Raw genomic sequence first — 21,363 nt, 5'->3', positions numbered from 1 at the left:
GAATGACGACCAAGTGAGCGAAGGTGCAGAAAGTTAAAGGAGTGCTCATACGTATGATGTCTCATAATCGAATTAAATTCCCGGCAGGGTTTTGGGCGGGATTGCGTCACTTAGGAATTAACGCCTCTGACGTGCTCCGAAAAGCCCAGCTGCCGCTCACCATGATGACTGAACCAGTTGTCACCGCCGCCCAATACCTCGCGATCTGGCAGGCGTATTCCGATCTCGTTGATGATGTTTCCAAAGGAATCATCAAGCTTGCGACCGGCTTTGAGCCGGCACATTACCCTCCAGCCGTATTAGCGGCTTACCATGCTCGTGACTACCGCGACGCGCTAAAGCGAATGGCCCGCTATAAACAATTGTGCCCTCCCGAAAGCTTGCGTATCACCGAGGAAAGTGAGCACTGCACAATCGAACTGGAATGGTTGGATGATAAGCAACCCGGTCCGCCGCTCTTGATTGGCATTACACTGGCATTTCTTCTGGAACTCGGGCGCCGGGGTACAGGTCAGCCGTTGACAGCGAAGTCGGTCGAGTTTGCACACCCAATGGGCGACATGCAGGCGCTTGAAGCATACTTCGGCTGCCGTATCCGGAGCGGTGCAGATCGGAATCGGCTGACGCTGCATCGAGGAGATCTGGACCGCCCCTTTGTCTCGTATAATGCAGAGTTGCTGGAGATTCTGACTCCCGTGCTGGATCAATCGTTGAATGATCAGCAAAATAGCCTTTCAATCACTGAAGTGGTCAAGTGGATCATGAAACGCACGCTCACAGGAGGGCACCCAGACATTCAGACTGTCGCGGGCGAATTGGGAATGAGCGGCCGCACCTTGCAGCGCCGGCTTACTGATGAAGGCACTAGCTTCAAACAGCTGTTGATCCAAGTCAGACATGAGCAGGCGCGGGAGTACTTGGCAGACCCTTCGCTCGATATTAAAGAAGTGGCCTTTCTGATCGGATATGAAGATCAGAACTCGTTCTACCGGGCCTTCCGCCTCTGGGAAGGCGAGACACCTTCTAATTGGCGTAAGCAAACCCGGCTGAATGGACTTAACTAGAATAGGAGAAATGTTTGATGGATATGGGATTAAAGAACAAAACAGCTTTAGTTACAGGATCGACGAAAGGGATAGGAAAAGCCATCGCTATTGAACTTGCCAAAGAAGGTGTTCATGTCCTCATTAACGGACGAAATGAGGAAGAGGCAGAACGAACAGTCAATGAAATAAAATCAGCTTTTCCTGCCACCTCTCCCCAAAACGCCGCGGCTGACATCGTGGATATTAGGCAAAGGGAAGCTTTATTTAAAAAATACCCTCAAATCGATATTTTAATAAACAATATGGGCATTTATGAAATCATGGAATATGAGGACGTTGACGATGAAATATGGGAAAAATACTTCCGCACCAACGTTCTGGCTGCAAACGGTTTAACTAAATTTTATTTGCCTAAAATGCTGAAAAGTGATTTTGGCCGCATCATCTTTATTGCAAGTGAAGAAGCGATGATGCCTTCAGGACAGATGCCTCAGTATTGTATGACAAAATCAATGCTATTATCATTGTCAAAAAGCTTATCAAAATTAACAATCGGAACAGAAGTGACAGTTAATACGATCATGCCGGGGCCGACGCTCTCTGAGAATGTGAAGCAAATCATTGAGGGAATGTACCCTGATGAAGGAATGACTTTTTCAGAAAAAGAGAAGAAATTTATGACCACAAACCTGCCTCAATCCGAAATACAGCGATTTATCAAACCTATTGAAATCGGCAGACTGGCGGCATTTGTATGCAGTCCTTATGCATCCGCATTTAAAGGGTCTCCGATCCGTATGGACGGAGGAATGGTGCCGACTATTTTTTAAGATCTCCTGTTCAAAATAGACTTCGTCAAAACGAAAAACAAGCTGGCGACAGTAAGCGTCAGCTTGCAGCTTTTGATGAAGATCAGCTTCTCCCCTTTTGATCAACTTTCAACTGAATACTGTTGGACTTATAGATGATCTTCACTTTATATTTGCTTGGCAATCCTCTGGTTTCGACGGAAGAAAATGAGCCATGACGCTTGCGGAAGGTTATGACCGCCGATCCATCAGCCGGAATGTAATTGTCTATAAAATTGAGACGTAATGTCCCCTTTAATCTTGCTTTTCCTTTAATTTTCAACTGATCTTTTTTTCCGCTGAGATGAAGTTCAAGTATTCCTTCAGCAGATTGTTTGTAGTCTCCCCCGATCATCAGTTTTCCCGGCACATCTTCCCTAAGGGTGCCCCTTCCCAGTGAAACATCACCTCTCCCGAAAGCTGTCTCCGAACCGCCCTCAAGCGTCCCTTGATCAATCCGTGTACCGCCGGAATATGTATTTTTCCCTTCCAGCTTCAAAGTGCCTGTCCCCTTTTTGGTCAGCTTTCCAGCGCCGGAGATGTCGTTGCGCCAGCGATCCGTTGCTTGGAAGCCGCCTTTGGCAGCATCCATCTTCACGGTAACATCTTTGGTAAAAGCACCATACCCATCTGCGGCGGAAAAGAGATTAAGCCTTCCCCATCCTTCCGCATCATCAAGAACAGGATAGCCGGCCGGAAGACCGGTAGTTGCTAAAATCAAACGGCGCTGCTTTTTGTCAAGGTAAGGAAAACGCGTTTCCAGCAGGACTTCGGCTCCCTTTGGAACTGCCATTGGTTTAGCGGTTGTCTTCATTTGACGAAATCCATATGTCAATCGTTCCGTATATTGTTTTTTATTCGTTTCATAATCGCTGTATCTGTCTTCGCCTGTCCCGGTTTGCGTTAATAGTTTACGATGAGCTTCATCATAAGCGGCTTTCTTCAATCTTTCATTGTCGGGATCAGACAGAATCGCAGCTGACAACGCTGTTGCCATGACCCTTCCCCCCATGACGTCCAGCGGGGAATGCATACCGGCAACAATCCGGTTATGACCGAGTTCAGAAGCGCGAGTCAGCAGCTCCTGATAACGCTCTGGTATCGCATAGGCCATGGCAAAAGCGCTGAGATATGCGGCGTTCGTATGTCCGCTTGGAAAACCTCCGTCTTTGTTCGGATCAGGATTGATGACGGGAATAAGCGTTGGAACAATGATCGAATTGTCTTTCCAGCGAAACGGACGGGGATAATTGAAATAGCCTTTAGCCGGATTCGATGAAGAATAGTTGCCGCGTAAAGTATTGACCAAGCTCACGACATGTCCAAGTTCCGAACTGGTGCTGCCTGAATTGGTTCCTTCATCATGATATTTTTTTATCGAGGCATCTGCCGGGATGCTGATGATCGTTGTCGTCGCTCCCGCGTTCATTCGATAGACGTCAGCAAGCTTCCCGAGGCCGTCAATAACACTGTAGCTCTGGCCCCTCCGATCATCAAAATATGCAGCATTTTCCTCAAACATCGTGCGGTGTTCAGTAATATCCACGACTTTTTGGATGTTGGCATCCAACACTCTTCTGTTCAGTTTAGTACCGGTATTCCACGTCTTTCCGGGGATCCAAAGTTTATTAAATTCGGAAAGCACCCCGATGACTGGATTGGATTCCACCGTCATATTAGCAGAGATATTATTTTTGTAATGATCTACGAAAAATCCGGAAGACTGCGGCGAAGCTGCAGTTGTTGGTTTAGTTGCCGCGCTCGCATCGCCTACAACCAGAGAACTTAGAAGAAGTGCCAAAGAACAGACAGCTATCAGTAAATGCTTCCTCATCCTTAATCGTTTCATTCTCACATCATATCCCCCTTGCTCTTAATCTCCCAACCATCAAGTTCTATATGATCGTATCGTAAATTTGTTAAATCAAATGGCTTGATTTTATTAATGTTTTGTTTAAATTTTGGGATTTTGCAGATTGATGCATTATGAGTGAGGAGGGTAACAAGGGGTGAGAAAGGCCGGATTTAAAATTCAGGCCTTTCTCTGCTAGTTTAACAGCTGTTTATACATTTTCATCCAGTGCATAGGAGGCTAAATCGGCCTGTTTAGTCTATTTATTTTCCTTCTCTAAAAACGCCATAACCGCTTTTGTCAGATTCTGTGCTTCTGCCGGCGCATCCGGTGAGCCGAACATCTTATTTAAATCACTGTGAGATAAGCTGTTGACCCGATACACAAAATCCGTTGCTTTCGCTTTGTTTACGATTTCCGCGAATTTGTAGACGGCGGGGTCTTCCCAGCGGGTCACAAGATAGGCAGGTGGCAATTTTGAGTTGTTGATGTAGGAGAGCGGCGAAGCTTCTGTCCATACCTTTTCGTCGGAACCGAACACTTTTTGATAAGACGGGATCGCTTCGATGAATCGTTTCATATCCAAGGGTCCATCTAAAACCACAATCGAATTGAGCGAGGCCGGCGTGAGGCCGACACGATTTAAATATGCCGGATTTGCGGCAATTAAGGCGGCCAAGTGCCCTCCTGCCGAATGTCCCATAACATTGATTTTTGACGGATCGATTTGATATTCATCAGCATGATCCATCACCCATTTAACGGCCTTAGCCGCATCATCAGCCATCTCTTCATACTGAACATCGGGATGAAGCCGATAGTTGACAGATACGAAAACATAGCCGTTTTCCGTGAACAATGCCGGCTTCGAAGCAGCCCTGCTTTTGTCGCCGCTTGTCCATCCTCCACCGTGAAGATAGATGAGAACAGGATGTTTTTCATCCTCGTTTGTTTGCGGTGTATAAATATCCAATGTTTGTCTGTCGTCTTTTGCGTAATGAACATTTTCAGCATTCTTGTTGGAAGTACACGCAAACAAGCCAATACACAGAATCGCCAATCCTGCCCATTTGATGAATCCTCTCAAATTAAAAAACACCTTTCTTCTTTAGCCAGTATATTTTAAAACGTCTCACGGAACATTCCGGGAATGCTCATCTGTTAATCAGTTTTAAGGCGGCGGAACATTAGCATATGTTTCTAATTATAAACAGAAACAAGAAACTTACAAATTTTAAAATCAATAAGAAAAGTTAAAGCTGTTGTGCAGTAAACTTGCGAGGAAAATATGAGAGGAGGCATTCGTGAAAGCGAACATGAATAACAATAGACGATTAAGCCGGCAAGAGGAGTACTCCCCGTCATATCGGGGAGTACGATTTTTATGAACCTTGTAATAGATGAATGTCTCATAATCTGATGTTCTATTTTCAAGATGAAAACATCCCATGCTTTTTCTTCGGCCGAAATGACAGATCGCAAATCCAATCATTTAAAAAGATAATGGCAGTTCATCTAAAGCTCTCATCAGAAAATTGCCTTTCCATTTGATCTGCTCCCTTTCGCCTTTGATCTCTATATGTTCAAAGCGGCGCAGCAAGGTTTGAATGGCAATTTTGGCCTCCAATCGGGCAAGCGGTGCGCCCAGGCAAAAATGGCTGCCATAGCCAAAGGCAAGGTGGCGGTTATCCTTTCTTTCAATATTAAAGCGGTCGGCATTCGGGAAGACCGTGTCATCGCGGTTGGCCGAGGCTAATGAAATGATGATCACATCTTTTCTCTTCATCTCCTGCCCGTGCAATGTAAACGGTTCGGCCGCCCAGCGCAGAGTGGTCAATTCCACGGGGCTGTGAAATCTGAGCGCCTCTTCAATGGCTGAGTCGATTAAATCTGCGTTTTGATGAAGCTTTTCCAGTTGCTCAGGGTGGTTCAGCAAGGCAAAGGTCATATTGGTTATTAAGTTTACCGTTGTCTCATGTCCTGCAACGATAAGGAGCATAATTGTCGAATACAGCTCTTCTATGCTTAATGTCGTTCCTTCGCTTTCTGCCTGAATTAATGCACTGACTAAATCCTCAGCCGGCTCGTCCCTTTTTTTGCAAACCAAATATTCCAGGTATTCAGCAAACTCGCCTATTTTATGCTTGTATTCCTCCAGGCTTTCGGGCGTGTCAGAAAAATCAATAACCGCCTGGGACCAAACTCTGAATTTTTGCCGATCTTCAAGCGGAATACCAAGCATCTCGCTGATGACAATGATCGGCAGCGGGAAAGCGAAGTCGTCTACAAGATTCATGGAATGATTCGGTTCTGCTTGATCCAATAAAGAATCAGCGATTTTTTGGATTCTGTTCTCGAGCTGTAAAACCATCCGGGGAGTAAATGCTTTCTGTACAAGAGACCGCAAACGGCCGTGGTCGGGGGGATCTGAGTTGAGCATATGCTTTGATAAAGGTTCTTCATTTTCCAGAGCGGAGAAGTTCTCTAATTCTTCTTCAGTAAACACATTTTCGTAATTTTTCTTCATTCTTGCATCCTTTAATATATGGACCGCATCCTCGTACCTCGTAATGAGCCAGCCTTCGCCCAGATCCCCCATCGATACGGGATAGACAGGACGGGAAGCGCGTAATCGCTTGTAAAATTCGTACGCTTCATCTTTAAATGCCGCAGAAGACAATTCTCTCTCAGTTAATATGGCGAAGCTCTCCTCTTGTTTTGAAGACATACATCCTACCTCCATCTCTATTTTTGTAAATAACAGCCTGCACCGGAATGATAAACCGCGATAGTGCGTTAGGCTATTCACATCCACTCATTCACAAATATTATAATTCCAGGAAAACCCGCATTCAATCGGCAATCAAGCTGGAGATGTTCATTAATAAACACCTTCCGCATTCATTGTTTAGAAATGAGACGGGGAATGCAAAAAGAGGCATGAAAACAAGTTGAGACCGGCGCTATGCCGATCTCGCTATAAGTAAATTTAAAAATAAAAAGTCCTCTTAGTTTACAGTTCCTTTTCAAGGAACGGCAGTCTAACAGGAGCCCTTCGGTTGTCCGATCGGAATGTATTCGTTTGTTGACGGCCTGAAGTTCTTCCCTTCTCTTGCTTATCGACTTCCGCATCTTTTTTAAAACGCTCATGATATCTGAAGCCGTCGCAAGATTATTGATTTAATGCTTGAGCAGTTTGATCACTTGTTCTTATTTTTACAACAATATATACAATAGCTGATATCCAAACTGCGATGATTCCAATATAAATAGCCGGATATAATGCTGTTTGATTGATCCACGAATGGACAAGCGTTCTTGTGTTGACGAGAATGATCAGTCCGCCGACCAGAACGCCCATTAATCGGGCATGCACCTTCTGCACCAGCCAGGCGGCAATCGGAGCCGCAATAATTCCGCCAATCATCAATGCACCAACCCACAGCCAATTGACTTCTTCCCAGCCGAGAGAAATGAAAAATCCTAACGTTGCCGAAACGGCAATAGCAAACTCGCTTGTGTCAACAGTACCCACTACTTTTCTCGCACAGACGCCTTTTTTGGATAACAAAACTGGAGTGGCAATCGGCCCCCAGCCTCCCCCTCCGGTTGCATCAGCAAAACCCGCGATTAATCCCAGGGGAACGGCTTTTTTTCTCGAAAGGCTGATACCGCTTTTTTGCTCTCCTATTTTAAACATGAATAGAAATCGAGTGAGCACATACACGCCGAGGACAAGCAGAAATATTGAAATATAAGGTTTCGCAAGCTCGCCCGGAATGTTGCTTAAAAAGGAAGCGCCGAGAAATGCCCCGAGTGATCCCGGGATGACGAGTCGTTTGACCGTTTGTTTATCAACGTTTCCAAACTTTATATGCGACACACCGGATGCCGCGGTTGTGACGACTTCCGCCAGGTGAACGGATGCTGACGCAACCGCCGGTGCGATGCCGAAGGCAAGCAGCAATGACGACGATGTCACCCCGTACGCCATCCCTAAGGCGCCATCTATCAGCTGCGCAAATAATCCTATCAAGACAAACACAATCAGCTTTTTCATGTTGGCCTCCCACTTCAATTGGTTTATTTTTATTGTTAAATATAATCTATACTATACCTACCTGTAAAGTGGGAATTTGAAAAATATAAATTTTTTGTATTTTTCATCGACACCAGCAAAAAAGAGCATATGCATGCAAAATGAGCGCCTATCCCCCGGTCTTTTGTCTTATGGATGTTCATTAATGAACACCTTCTGTAATCATTGTTTAGTAATGAAGTTTAATTTGAAAGGTTCATAATGCATCTGCTCCTTTTGCGTTTCACTTACCCCAAAGCGAGCGAGGATGACAACTTTTAAATTAACCGAGGAAGGAAAGAGGCATTAAAATGGGAAGGGAAGAAAACAAATTTGAACCGCTCCCGATTGTCGGGAGCGGTATTTTGTTGACTCATAGCTCTTTGTACATAAAGTAATCAAAATCGGCATGTTGATGTGCTCCGCTTGTATCTTGGCATTGCATTCCCACAAAAGCTCCGGTGAAGAATCCTCCTCCGCGCACATAATCATCTGACAGTTTTTTAGATTCCAACGGGATCTCAATTTTATACCAGTCTTTTTTATTAAAAGAATAGGAGTAATAATATGTTTCCCATTCGACATTTACTCTTAAATAAACATATTGTATGTCCCGCGGGATGACAATTTTGTCTTTTATCGGCTGTGAGAATGTAAAATTATCGCATATCGTTACATCCAAAATGCGCCCAAGGTCTTCATCATAAGTCACTTGAAGAGCCGTCCAGTTTTCGGTGTTGTAGTAATTCACGAGTCCCGCGGCTTGCTGAAAGGTCTCCGGGTTGAAATCAACAGCAGTCTCCGCTGTAAAACGGAGGCTTTGCCAACGCCTGGCTACAAACGCCTGGGTAAATGTGGAGGTTAGTGATTCACGTCCATATAAACGTAAATGATTCGGCCTTTCAGTCAATGATCCTAATTCTTTCGTAAAGGGAATCCGCAATGTCTGAAAGTTCATATTTAATGTCCGATCAGCAAATTGATCGACTTCCTGATAGGTCGATGGAAATTTTGTTTCAGATATGCGGGGCGCTTCCACCTCCACCCTCCCCTCTTTTCCGCCTGCCACATAAGGCCAGCCGTCTTTCCACTCTAATTTTTGAATCGCGGTTTCTCTTCCCAAAGGACAATATCCTCTTTGGTGAATAACCGAGTCATCAGCAGGATGAATAGGACGCCCGGTTAAGTGAGCTAAATACCACTCACCTGTATGCGTTTCCACAATTGATGCATGTCCGCATTTCTGCAACGGATTCCGAGGTTCGTGCCAAGACGTTAAAATTGGATTGTCGGGGTGAATCTCATATGGTCCTTCGATATGTTTTGAACGGGCAATTGTGGCGGCATGCTCGTAACGGGTCCCGCCTTCCGCTGTCAACAAATAGTAATAATCCCCGATATGATAAAGGTGCGGCGCTTCAGTCAGTTTAATATCTGTGCCTTCAAAAATGATTTTCGGTTGATGGATAAGCCTTTTTTCGCGCACGGAAAATTCCTGCATCACAATGCCTCCGAATGAATGGCGGCCGATCCGGTGATCCCACAGCATATTTAACAAATATTTTCTTCCGTCGACATCATGGAACAATGAAGCATCGAAGCCGGAACTATTTAGTTGAATCGGCTCCCCCCAATCTCCATCGACGGTTTCGCAAGTAACTAAATAGTTATGACAGTCTTTCCAGGCTCCATCCACAACTTTTACATCTGTATATATAAGCCAAAACTTTCCTTCACTGTAACTTAGACAAGGCGCCCATACACCGCCTGAGTCGGGATTCCCTTTCATATCCAATTGTGAAACCCTCTGCAACGGATGTGCAATTAAACGCCAATTCACCAAATCTTTTGAATGATGGATTTGCACTCCTGGAAACCATTCGAAGGTGGATACTGCGATATAATAATCTTCCCCTACTCTACATATGGATGGATCCGGGTTGAAACCTTTAAGCACCGGATTGATAATTTTCATCTTCATTCCTCCTCACGGTTGTCTTTAAAATGTATATTTCCACTGAAATTCTTCATAGAGTCCAAGTCACTTTATCTCTATTCTCTAATTCACGTACGACTTTTGCATATTTTTCATCGCTTAAATTGTAAAAATTAATGTCGATCATAGCCAATATAAGGAAAATAACTGGAACTACAGTTGTCGTTAATAATATCCCTGTCAACGCTTCAGGTGTTTGGACCTGGCCTGCGGCATAGCCGAACTTCTCCAATATGAGTCCTGGAACGATTCCGCCGAGTGCCATGCCAAACTTGAAAAAGAAGCCGATAATCGCATAAATCAATCCACTCAAGCGTTTCCCAGTCTTATATTCGCCATATTCGATTGTTTCAGGGATAAGCGCCCACATATATCCCCCGGCCGTCACGCTTCCAACTGCGGCAATGACCCGAAAGAAGAGCACCAGAAACACATTGCTTGGCGGAACAATGAGAATGGCTAAAAGTCCAATGATATTTAATAATAAAGCGGCATTTAATAGCTTTCTCTTTCCCAGCCACTTATTGATTCGGGGTATAAACGGCAGGATGGCCAATGCAGGAAGGCTTCCAAGCAAGCCGTACCATTTCACAAGATCGGCTCTGCCTACATTGTACGTCATGTAGTAGATGCCGACGGAATTGCTTATCGAGTTGACGCCAAAAATAATGATAAAGAAAATGCTTAAAACGACTAACGGACGATTCACCCGGAATTGCTCGAATAGATCGGAAAATTTAATTTTTTCTTCGGACATTGGCAGAGTGACCCGTTCTTTTGTACTTTTAAAACAAAAGATTAATAGACAGGCGCCAATTATCCCCAGCATGCTCATCGTCAGCTGCCAGCCAAGAGCCGTGTTTCCTGTCGTATCACCTAAATAAGTAGAAAGTAAAGGAACAAAAAAAGATACGATGAGTCCGCCAAGATTGGCAAAGACCATCCGAACCGAAGTAATGCTGACGACCTCTTGATTATCTCTCGTCATCGCGGAGGTTAATGCGCCGTATGGAACATTTATCGCTGTATATGTGAGTGATAAACCGACATACGTGATATAAGCGTAGATTAATTTTCCGGTATCTGAAAAATCAGGGGTTGTAAAACAGAGGATGGCAAGTACAGAAAGCGGAAACGCGCCGAACAGCAGATACGGCCTAAACCTCCCGAATCTGCTGTTTGTTCGGTCTACTAATGTTCCGATAAAAGGATCGGCAAGCGCATCAATGATTCGAACAATCAGAAACATTGTTCCAGCGGCAGCGGCTGATAAACCATAAACATCCGTATAGAAAAATAACAGATATGTAGAAACCGTGGTGTAAATTAAATTACATGCTAAATCTCCAGAAGCATAACCGGATTTCTCATACATACTAACTTGGTTTACATGTCCACCCGTCATGATTCTTACCTCCTCCACAGCCTTTCAAAACGGCTTTATGATAAGTTTTTATGAAAGCGCATACATAGAACCTGGCAAGCGGCCTTTCAGCCGAAGTGAGACAGATGCTTCACTCGTCAACCACGAATACTAGATTGTAGGTTTATGTCATCTTATCACCTCCTTTTTCCAATTTCGCAAGAATCAGATTTCGAAGGTTGCTTTGATCAGAACATAAAATGATCTCCCTCTTTCATCCACTCCTTATGCACACACTTAGTTTAATCATCAAACTAAGTTTAAGTCAGTTTGAAAATGTTGTCAATCATTAGCAGTGTCTATTTCAATTTCAAAAGAAAAAAAACTCGAAAAACCGCGGAGGCCTTCATGGGATATCAGCTTCATTTGTTACAGCGCCGCAGCACCATGATCGGCCTTTTTTCTTAATAAAAGCACAATTTATGGATGCCGTTCGCAAAAAGTGCATCATATGAAAAAGATAAACCCAATTTTTCAGGGAACAATGCCTCATTCTTTCATCTGTGATGAATGATACAATCCCCAGTGTAGTGACTAAAAAGGAGGACCAATCATGAAATTCAGCAAAATCGGTGCCTTACTGCTCACTTTGGCGTGTTTGCTTTTGCCTTTTTCTTCTGCGTCTGCAGCAGGTTCCGGTGTATGGGATAATATCGGCACATACGGCATGACATCGCAGACTCCGATCATTAAATCAGGCGGAGGGAAATTTTATTTTCACAACAACAGCTTTTATGGCTTTACTTTTACGCTGTATGAAGTTGACGGGGCGGGAAGCACGCCCGAAATCGTTAGAAAAAATATCTACGTCGGACCGAAAAGCAACAGTCCGGTGATCGATGTCAGCGATTTTACAGATGGCGCGAACAAAAAAGCAGAACTCGTTCTGTTTAAAGGGAACGATACATACATCACCGTTACTTGCTATGATTGAATTCCCCATAAACAGTAAGCCCGCCGTTTACAGACGGCGGTTTTTTGATGCTTTTTTTGCCTGGTCAAACAAACGGTCCCCTCTTTAAACTGAGGGGGCACAAAAAAGTGCCTATATAACTTTAAAGTGCGTACTTCCGTTTCGGGTTCTTCTGTTCCATAATCATGAATGATGTTTTGTATGACATTGTTCTGTTTATACTGAAAAGAAAACGGAGGGATCCATGATGAACCTGAACTTACGAGGAAAAACAGCATTGGTGACCGGATCAACGTCCGGAATCGGCAAAGCGATTGCCGCTTCACTTGCGAAAGAAGGTGCGTCTGTCATCATTAACGGACGCCGGCAAGACAAGGTCAATCAAATAATAGACGAATTGAAAGGCCAATTCCCCGAGGCTGTTCTTCATCCGGCCCCTTATGATCTTGGCACTGAGAAAGGGTGTCAAGACCTAATAGCAGCGTTCCCGCATGTTGATATTCTCATTAATAATTTAGGAATTTTTGAGCCGGCGGAATATTTTGAGATTCCGGATGAGGATTGGTTCCGCTTTTTCGAAGTGAATATTATGAGCGGAGTAAGGCTCTCGCGGAGATATTTGCAAAGCATGATCGAGAAAAAAGAAGGCCGGGTCATTTTTATTGCGAGCGAAGCTGCGGTTATGCCGTCACAGGAAATGGCGCATTACAGCGCAACAAAAACGATGCAGCTTTCGATTTCCCGGAGCTTGGCAGAGCTTGCTACGGGTACAAATGTGACTGTCAATACCGTTATGCCGGGCTCAACCTTAACCGAAGGCGTTGAAACGATGCTGAAGACTCTTTATCCGGATGAAAACCTGACGGTCGAAGAAGCGGAAAGGCGGTTTATGAAAGAAAACCGGCCGACCTCTATCATACAAAGGCTGATTCGGCCGGAAGAAATCGCGCACTTTGTCACCTTTTTAAGCAGTCCGCTTTCCTCGCCGATCAATGGTGCAGCCTTGCGGGCGGACGGCGGATTGGTCCGCAGCGTCTTTTAAATGAAAGGCTGGAATGCCCGGCATTCCAGCTTCATCGTTATCGATCAGCATAAACATGTTGGAAGACTGCGGTCGCATCCCATGCATTCAAGCCAAATGCTCCCTCGGTAAACGTGGAATCCCGAGCACTTATCACCAATCGGCCGTCCAAGTAAATATGAAAGTTGGAATCGCGGGCCACCGCCTTCAGGTGATATTTCCGGCCGGTTTCTATCGGTGTGCGGTGTTCGGCAATAACAGAGGCCGAGCCGTTTTCAAATTTGAAAAACTTCACCACATCATGCTTGGCATCCACATTGGCAAGATATCCGTTTTGAACATCCTTGTCGGCCCGAAACACGAGAGCACCCGCCCCTCTGCCATTTCCATCCTTTACCGTGACATCTGCTTCATATGTGAAATCTGTTCCTTTTGCTGAAGATAAAATGAACGAATCCCCGTCAGATCGCCCTTGTTTTCCATCAATCGTGTCGGCCCATACACCGTTTACGGTCGTCCAGCCGGTCAAATTCGATTGAAAGGGTGACGTTCCCCATACGTTTTTCAGAGGATGAACCGTCATCGAATTCAGCTTGACAAACCCGTTAGATGCGTATACTTCAAGCCCTTTACTGGATCGGTCCGGCAGAATAATGTCGGTGATCACCTGCCTCCCGTCGTTGCCGAATACTTCAACTGAAGAGCGGTCGACATAAATGCGCATCTTCACCTTCCCACCGACCGGTTGCAGCGGGGCCGCATGCTTTCCGGTGTTAAAGTTCGGATTAAAGGAGACGTTTCCGGATTGGCTTCGGTCGACGAACAGTGAAGCGCTGTTTTTGCTGTAGCCGATTTTCGTATATTGGTTTTCCCCTGTTCGGACTTTAAAGCCAAATTCGGCCGCAGTTCCGGTATTTACTTGAAATTCCGCATTGATTTCGTACGCATTATCTGACAGCGCTTTCAAAAAATTTCTGTTTCGAGGTGAAATGATCTTGTTTTTCCACATTTGCGATGCACCCCTGATCGACTTCAGCTCAGTTACCGGAGCCTGAACAATTCTGAATCCTTCGGAAAACGCTTTCAATTTTAGTTCTCTCGGGATAGACATTGCGCTTCTCCACGGGGAAGTGGGAACATCGTTTGCGTATTGCCAATTGCTCATCCATCCTAACCAAAGCCTTCGCCCGTCAGACCGCGGGATATCAGACCAGCTGACAGCTGCGTAGAAGTCTTTGCCGTAATCTGTCCATAATACGCGATTCGGCGGGTTTTCATTTTTAAAGGTTGTGCCGTCAAAGCTTCCGACGAAATATTGCATGCCTGATCCTCCTGAGACAGCACCGTCTCCAACACTGACTTGCATCACCCATTTCGTTTCATTCGGTCTCCCCTCTACAGGAAGCTCAAACAGATCCGGACATTCCCACACGCCTCCATGGCTGCCTTCTCCTTCGCCGAATTCGCTCGCATGTGTCCAGTGCTTCAGGTCAGGCGATGTATAGATTAAAATTCGGTCGCCGCCCGCAAGCACCATCACCCACTTTTTCGTCTGTTTGTGCCAAACGACTTTCGGATCTCGGAAATCTCTTTTTCCCGGATTTGGAATGACGGGGTTGCCTGAGTACTTCGTCCATGTCCTGCCTTTGTCATTGCTGTAGGCGATGCTTTGTACTTGTTCCCCGTCCCGGTCCTGCGTATAAATGGCAACGAGCGGCTTCTCCGTCCCTGTTTGAAACCCTGTTGTATTATGCCGATCGACGACAGCGCTTCCCGAAAAAATTGTCCCTTTTTCATCCGGATACAGCGCGACCGGCAAATGCTCCCACTTGACCAAATCTTTGCTTACTGCGTGCCCCCAATGCATCGGCCCCCAGCGCAAGCCATACGGATGATATTGATAAAACAGATGATATTCCCCCGCGTAATACACCATCCCGTTCGGGTCATTCATCCAGTTTGCTTCCGGCGTGAAATGATACTTGGGCCGATGATCCTCGTTATAGTAGTCCGGGTCGGCCGCAGCTGCGGAAAAGGCTTCCGGAAACATCATAGCCCCTATGATCCCCATCTGAATCATTCTCTTTTTCATCCCTTTTCTCCCCTCTTCTTCACACGGTTTTTAGTGACGGTTAAGGCAGGAAGTCCAAACAGCCTCCCCCTTTTTGCGGCCGAATGGACCTGCCTCTCCAAAAGCTAAGAAAAGAACAACTAAATCATTTTATGCCAAAAAGCCAGCCCAATAGCCGACAATCCCGATGATAAAAATACCGAAAATCATGAGAAGAGGATTCACCCCTTTGCGAAGCATCCAGGCAGCGAGCAATGTCAATCCTAGAGGCAGTACCCCCGGCATGATGCTGTCTAAAATGTTTTGCACGGTCTGTACATCGACTTTGCCTGCATCATCTTTAATTCTCGACACGACGATCGGGATATTGATCGTCGTCCACTTGGAAACGAGCGCTCCCATCACAAACAGCCCGAGTATTGAAGCGCCTTCCGTCAGTTTCTGAATGCGGTTCCCGACCAAGTCCTGCAAAATTTCCATGCCTTTCACATAGCCGTACTTTAACCCGTAGTATTTTGTACTTAACCTGATCGCGTTGATTAAAAAGAAAAACAAAAGCGGGCCGGCGATGTTTCCGCTTAAAGCAAGCGACGCTCCCAAGGCTGCCAGAACGGGACGCAGCGTCCCCCAGAAAATCGGGTCGCCCACACCTGCCAACGGGCCCATTAAGCCGATTTTCATTCCATTAATCGCTTTGGCATCAATCTTTTTATTGTTGGCCATTTCTTCTTCCATCGCAGCGGTCACGCCGAATATCGGCGCTGTCAGCCACGGATGCGTATTAAACCATTCCAAGTGGCGCTGGAGCGCTTCGCTCCGTTTCGCTCCCGGACCGTACAATTTTTTGATCGCCGGAATCATGACGTAGCAGTAGCCGAGCGCCTGTACACGCTCAAAGTTAAATGATCCGAGCAAAAAGTTTGAGCGGATAAACATACTGAAAATCTCTTTCTTCGTTAACCTTTTTTCTGTGCTCATTATTCGTCCCTCCTTCAATAGTTAAGCATCCAGATCATCGTCATCATCATATGCAGCCACGCTGCTGTCACTGGCGGCAGCCACCGCCCCCTGCGCATGATTTTTTTGCATCACTTGCTGATATAAAAATGCCAGACAAAGCCCGAGGGCACCGAAGCCGACTAAATTGAAATCGGTAAACGCGGCCAGCAAAAAACCGATATAGAAAAACGGCTTCAAATACGGAATGTTCATCATGTTGATGACCATCGCATATCCGACAACAACGATAATCCCCCCGCCTATTTGCAAACCTTTTGTGATGACGTCCGGAATATTTCCCAAAAACGCCTGAACAGCGCTGACACTGATCAGAGCCACAATCAATGTCGGAATCATAACGCGCAGCGCCTGAAACGCCATGGCGGTAATATGCATGATTTCAATTCCTTTAAAATTGCCATCCTTTGCGTATTTGTCGGCACGGTGAATTAAAAATACGGTGATCGTCCTGACGAAAATCGTCAGCGCCTGACCCGCAGCAGCCAAAGCCACCGCGACGGCAATCCCTTCACCGACTCCCTGATCGGCGGTAATCACTAAAATGGTCGAAATCACGGAAGCGATAGCCGTATCGGGGGCCATTGCAAGACCGACGTTCATCCAGCCAAGCGCCATCAGCTCCAGCGTTCCGCCGAGAATGATGCCTGTTTTCAGATCCCCGAGAACCAGGCCGACCAACGTGCAGGCAATCAGCGGACGGTGTGTCTGCCCTTCGTCCAATACACTACCGATACCTGTTATAGCTGCAATGACGAGCAGCAAAATAATTTGAATCGTTGACATGGCTTTAGAACCCTCCTTCTAGGATTTTATTGCGTTTCTTAAAATCTGCATAAAGTCTTCGCTCGAATCTGACGGCAGCTGCCTCAGTTCCAGCTTCACGCCCAATCCGTGCAATTGTTCAAACGATTTGATGTCCTTTTCAGTCACGCTTACCGATTTCGTGATTTGCCTGCGGTTATTCTCGAAGCGCATCCCGCCGACATTGACTGTTTCGATCGGAACACCTGCTTCGATTAAAGAAACAATGTCGCCCGGATTTTCGAATAACAGCATTGCCGTCGTATCTTCGTACCGCGGACTGTGAAACGCTTTGGCCATTTTGGAGATCGAAACGGCGCTGGCTTTCACATTTGAAGGTGCGACAGAAAGGATCAGCGTTTTTCTCATTTCGTCCTGCGCCACCTCATCAGAGACGACGATAATGCGGTCAGCAGCGTGGATTTTAATCCATCTTGTTAATACTTGGCCGTGAATAAAGCGGTCATCAATTCTTGCTAAAACGATTTTCATTACAATTCATCCTCTCTTCCCTGATTAGACTGACTGAATTTTTCCAATTGTTCGCTGCAGATTTGGAAGCATTCCCGGCTCATCTTTTTCAACTGGTTCAGCAGTTGTTTGAGCGGCATATGCTCCCTCAAGCTCAATGCCTCTAACAAAATCGGCAGGTTCACGCCGGCTGCCATATCGAATCTCCGCTCCTTCGCGATGTAAGGAGTCGCTGCGTTGTATGGCGTCCCGCCGAAAATATCCACTAAAAAAAGCACCTCGTGTTCCTCCGGAATGTCCTTCAGCGTCTGATGATATTTTTCTTGCAGTGTCTGAATGCCTTCCCCTTTCAGAAACGGCACCGCGATCAGGCTGTCTTCTTCTCCGAATATCATCCCTGAAGATTCTTTTAATGCTGTGGGAAAGTTTCCGTGGCCGCTGATAATGACTGTAATCATGTACATTGCTCCTTTCTTTTTTCGTTCGCTTATTTATAATGCAAGGATCGTGCCAACAAAGTTGTATTAAGCGCTTTCACTGCATCTCAAGACGAATGATTTTCAAGTTTGAAACACATTCAAGCATAAAAATAAACCTGTATTAAAATGGGATTCCACTTAATACAGGTTTACCTGAAAAAATCGCTCATGGAAAACAGCTATAACTCTTCAGAAAAGATGGTCGCGATAAATATTTTTTCATCTTCGCTGATCGCGAGTCCAAGCTTTTCTTCGTAAGGCTTTAATGTTTTCTCTGTGATGTGAAGAACGTTTTGAAGCTGATCATTCATTTCTTCTTCCTCAGGAAAAGCGATCGGATTCTGTTTGATCACCCTTTCAAAAGCAAAAGCGGTATGCATGATGACTTTGATCAGCACCGCGTTGCTGAATGTGATGCGCAGTTCGTCTTGAACCGTCTGAAGCCACTCCAACAGCATGTCTATCATATGATAGGGATTCAAAAAGACAAGATATTTTTTCAGGCTGTCTTCGCACAGCTCCTTCACCACCACATTTTTACCGGATAATCCGCCGCTCGCAGGGATATTGCCGTTTCCAATCACTTGCTGAATCACTTTTTCTCCTTCGCCTTCAATCAATACTTCTAAAGGCACGTGCGGAGCATCGATTTTAGGATTCTTCGTGCCCACCGTGGCAAGGATCTCATACGTTTTTTCAATTTCTTTCATGCGGTTTGCTAATTTGATCGATGACACCGTCAAAATGCTGATTTGTTCATCTGATGTCCTGCTCACGATTGCTGTTAAGATCTCTTCGAGCTTTTTCGCCGTTCCGCCGCCTGTCGTGCAAATGGAGACGATCGCCTTCTTTTTGCCTGAGACCCGCGGTTTATCGGCCCATAAATCGATGAAATCCTTTGTAACCGAATCATAGATGGCGTGCAAATTCAAATTCAAATAATTCACCTTGCGGACAGCATCAAGCACCATCGATGTCGTAACATTGCTGATCGTTTTTATTTTTACGCCCGTTTGTTGTTCGAGCCTTGTTTCCAGCATCGCAAGCGATCCCATGTCGACAAGCATTAATACGCCTTCTCCTTCATCAACCTGCTTCACTTTCTCCGCCAGACTGCTTACGATTTCCGCAGGTGAAACGGTCAAAGGCATATCAACCGCAGCAATCGGGGTGCTCCCCAGCAGTTCAGTGGCTACTTCAACCATAGAGCTCGCCGTGCTGTTTCCATGGGCCGCCACGACAATGCCCGTCCTTTTGTTTTCTTTCCATGATTTAATCGACTGAATCAGCATCGTCAAGTAGATGACTTCGATTTCCGGAACGGTTACTTTAAAATACGCTTGAATTTTATCTTTGAAAATCAGTGCGACCTCATATTCTTTCACATGGTTTTCCCTGATTTCATCTGTTTCCTGCGGGTTTAAAACATCAATCTGTTTTCCGCGCTTTAAAAATGCGGCGATGTGCATGCTCAGGAAATAGATGAATTTACGGTCGAATTTGCAGTCTAACTCATGTTCAGCGACTTCCTTTAATTCTTTCGTCATCTGAATCACGTCGTCTTCAACGAATTTGAGCAAGCTGTGGTTTTGAAGCATTTTCTGATTAAAAAAGCTTCTGACGTGCAAATGAATATCCGTTAAAATATATTGATTGATTTGTTTTTTTGTTAAGCCTTCTTTATTCAGGATTTTCGCTTTTTCTTCTATGACATGGTATAAGTTAAATGAGTCATCGATTTTCGTTGTATCATCTTCCACAATCGGAGAGATGATCGTTGTAATGTTGACGTATTCAGAAATCATTTTGCTCCGTTCGATATTTTTGCTGCTGGACATCCAGTCCTGTTTGATCTCATCGGGAAGATCCCGGACGGTCAGTTCAACAACCTCGTCTTTGTCAAGGTTATTTAAAAATCCGTGCGCACAGACCAGCTGCACATTTGATTTCAGCTGCCCGACATTTCCGAATTTTGCAGAATGAATCAATGCATTATAGACGTCGATATGAACATTTAAGTTTTTCTTGATCCGCTCTGCTTCTTTCCCCAATAAAAAAGTTGTCAGCTCCACTCTTTCTCCAAGGGACCGTTCATCGAGCGACGGAATATGTACGGTCATCGGAATTCTCCGTAAAAATGTCTTCAGCAATGCAGAACTCGGGTTTTCTGTTGTTGCGCAGATAAACAGGACTTTTGCCGTTCGCTTATGCTCTGTTTCACCAAGCCTGTTGTATGTGCCGCTGTCAATGAAATAAAACAGCATTTCCTGCCCCTCCGGCGGGAGACGATGAATTTCATCCATAAACAGAATGCCCCCGTCCGCCTGTTCGACTAATCCTGCTTTGTCTTCGCCGGCACCTGTAAACGACCCTTTTTTATGTCCGAACAATTGCGAGAGCAATAATTGAGGATTGTTATAATAATCGGCACAGTTGAATGTGATGAACGGGGAATCGGGCTTCAATATGTCCGAATAAACGGCGAACTGGTAGATCCGGTTCGCAAACAGCGATTTACCTGAACCCGTCGGACCGAGCAGCAGCATGTGCAAGCCGTGCGGAGGATAAAAGACAGCCGCTTTCGCCTGAGAGATTGCCTTTTTCAAGCTCCCTTTAGCCCCGATCATGAGCTCGAGGGGATCGGCGGACATGTTACGCGCCGGCTTTTTTTGGCCGTCAGCCAGCCGCTTCAGTTCTTCAACCTCCATCAACTCTGAGTTCCATTTGATGTTCAAGATGTTTTCAACGATTTCCACCGGGACATAGCGCACAGGGAACGTTTTAATCTTGATCACCTTTTTGGCACGAACGAGATTGTTTAATTCAAAGCTGACATTTGAACGCTCCATTTGCAGCTGACCGGCGATTTCCTGAGCCGAATTCCCTTGTATCTTTAAAAGCTGATGGATATTCGTTTCGCGAAAATTATCCAGCAGCTGATGGTAGATTTTATCTATTCTTTTCATATGTATCATCCTTTGTTCTCGATTGATCAGCAAAAAGGCGGCAAACTTCTTGAAGATTCAGAACTTTAAAGCCGAATCACGGGATAAAAAAAAGATCTTTTACAGATTGACAATCCTGACTCTCCTACTTTTATATCGATTTGTTCGTGCTCTCATGACACAGTCTGGTGTTTTTGCTTCATCAGCATCCACAGAAACACCCCACCCAAAGTAGCAGCTTGTCAATAGTGTATCATTATTGAGAAAATATTGGTGAAAACATCCTGTATTTTTCTCTAAATGTAAATGTTTTGTGAAAGCTCTGCTGATCAATGTTCACTTCGATACCATGTTGGCCGAACGACCGGCTGCCTTAACTTTCACAAAAAAGGCCGTTGA

The 21,363-nt window shown here is 45.3% G+C and carries 16 protein-coding genes; 4 read left to right on the top strand and 12 right to left on the bottom strand.

The annotated features are described in order from the left end of the window. Positions 1–56: 56 nt before the first annotated feature. The gene (locus tag M1E03_RS07450; RefSeq protein ID WP_023855334.1) at positions 57–1,064 is read left to right on the top strand and encodes an AraC family transcriptional regulator; all 1,008 of its coding nucleotides are present in this window, start codon (positions 57–59) and stop codon (positions 1,062–1,064) included. Between the two features lie 17 nt (positions 1,065–1,081). Next, the gene (locus M1E03_RS07445) at positions 1,082–1,876 is read left to right on the top strand and encodes an SDR family NAD(P)-dependent oxidoreductase (RefSeq protein ID WP_020452343.1); all 795 of its coding nucleotides are present in this window, start codon (positions 1,082–1,084) and stop codon (positions 1,874–1,876) included. 82 nt (positions 1,877–1,958) lie between these two features. Here the strand turns inward: M1E03_RS07445 and M1E03_RS07440 are convergent, their stop codons facing one another. The 6 genes from M1E03_RS07440 to M1E03_RS07415 all read right to left on the bottom strand — a co-directional run bounded on the left by M1E03_RS07440 (position 1,959) and on the right by M1E03_RS07415 (position 11,225). Further along, on the bottom strand, positions 1,959–3,743 hold the full coding sequence (locus M1E03_RS07440; protein ID WP_059231432.1) for an acid phosphatase: 1,785 nt from the start codon (positions 3,741–3,743) through the stop codon (positions 1,959–1,961). 262 nt (positions 3,744–4,005) lie between these two features. After that, a complete protein-coding gene (locus M1E03_RS07435; protein ID WP_145645242.1) occupies positions 4,006–4,833 on the bottom strand; it encodes an alpha/beta hydrolase in 828 nt (275 codons plus the stop codon). A 405-nt stretch (positions 4,834–5,238) separates the two neighbouring features. Continuing rightward, positions 5,239–6,474 (bottom strand): cytochrome P450 family protein, encoded by a 1,236-nt coding sequence (locus tag M1E03_RS07430; RefSeq protein ID WP_020452346.1) that lies wholly within the window; start codon positions 6,472–6,474, stop codon positions 5,239–5,241. A 444-nt stretch (positions 6,475–6,918) separates the two neighbouring features. Continuing rightward, positions 6,919–7,806: a sulfite exporter TauE/SafE family protein gene (locus M1E03_RS07425; protein ID WP_458110735.1), complete on the bottom strand. Its 888-nt coding sequence runs from the start codon at positions 7,804–7,806 to the stop codon at positions 6,919–6,921. Positions 7,807–8,197: 391 nt separating this feature from the next. Then, positions 8,198–9,799: a xylan 1,4-beta-xylosidase gene (gene xynB / locus M1E03_RS07420; protein WP_020452348.1), complete on the bottom strand. Its 1,602-nt coding sequence runs from the start codon at positions 9,797–9,799 to the stop codon at positions 8,198–8,200. A 52-nt stretch (positions 9,800–9,851) separates the two neighbouring features. Further along, a complete protein-coding gene (locus M1E03_RS07415; protein WP_026579217.1) occupies positions 9,852–11,225 on the bottom strand; it encodes an MFS transporter in 1,374 nt (457 codons plus the stop codon). Between the two features lie 571 nt (positions 11,226–11,796). On the opposite strand from M1E03_RS07415, the gene M1E03_RS07410 reads away from it, so the two are divergent. Both M1E03_RS07410 and M1E03_RS07405 read left to right on the top strand, forming a co-directional pair. Beyond that, complete coding sequence (locus tag M1E03_RS07410) at positions 11,797–12,177, top strand: hypothetical protein (protein WP_020452350.1); 381 nt, start codon at positions 11,797–11,799, stop codon at positions 12,175–12,177. A 226-nt stretch (positions 12,178–12,403) separates the two neighbouring features. Continuing rightward, on the top strand, positions 12,404–13,198 hold the full coding sequence (locus M1E03_RS07405) for an SDR family NAD(P)-dependent oxidoreductase (RefSeq protein ID WP_025811081.1): 795 nt from the start codon (positions 12,404–12,406) through the stop codon (positions 13,196–13,198). Between the two features lie 37 nt (positions 13,199–13,235). Here M1E03_RS07405 and M1E03_RS07400 read toward each other — a convergent pair whose 3' ends face one another. The 6 genes from M1E03_RS07400 to M1E03_RS07375 all read right to left on the bottom strand — a co-directional run bounded on the left by M1E03_RS07400 (position 13,236) and on the right by M1E03_RS07375 (position 20,985). Next, on the bottom strand, positions 13,236–15,269 hold the full coding sequence (locus M1E03_RS07400) for a GH32 C-terminal domain-containing protein (RefSeq protein WP_025811080.1): 2,034 nt from the start codon (positions 15,267–15,269) through the stop codon (positions 13,236–13,238). Positions 15,270–15,398: 129 nt separating this feature from the next. Beyond that, positions 15,399–16,226, bottom strand: a complete 828-nt coding sequence (locus tag M1E03_RS07395; protein WP_020452353.1) for a PTS system mannose/fructose/sorbose family transporter subunit IID — start codon at positions 16,224–16,226, stop codon at positions 15,399–15,401. 21 nt (positions 16,227–16,247) lie between these two features. Further along, positions 16,248–17,051 (bottom strand): PTS mannose/fructose/sorbose transporter subunit IIC, encoded by an 804-nt coding sequence (locus M1E03_RS07390; protein ID WP_020452354.1) that lies wholly within the window; start codon positions 17,049–17,051, stop codon positions 16,248–16,250. Between the two features lie 18 nt (positions 17,052–17,069). Then, entirely contained in the window at positions 17,070–17,561 is a 492-nt protein-coding gene (locus tag M1E03_RS07385; protein WP_023855343.1) for a mannose/fructose/sorbose PTS transporter subunit IIB, read from the bottom strand. Beyond that, complete coding sequence (locus M1E03_RS07380; RefSeq protein WP_020452356.1) at positions 17,561–17,998, bottom strand: mannose/fructose/sorbose PTS transporter subunit IIA; 438 nt, start codon at positions 17,996–17,998, stop codon at positions 17,561–17,563. Before M1E03_RS07380 ends, M1E03_RS07385 begins: the two co-directional genes overlap by 1 nt. A gap of 200 nt (positions 17,999–18,198) precedes the next feature. After that, on the bottom strand, positions 18,199–20,985 hold the full coding sequence (locus M1E03_RS07375) for a sigma 54-interacting transcriptional regulator (protein WP_458110734.1): 2,787 nt from the start codon (positions 20,983–20,985) through the stop codon (positions 18,199–18,201). Positions 20,986–21,363 lie beyond the last annotated feature (378 nt).

This window comes from Bacillus sp. PK6-013 (assembly GCF_054161445.1).
Note: the sequence above shows the minus strand (reverse complement) of the source record. Positions and strands in the feature narration are given on the sequence as shown.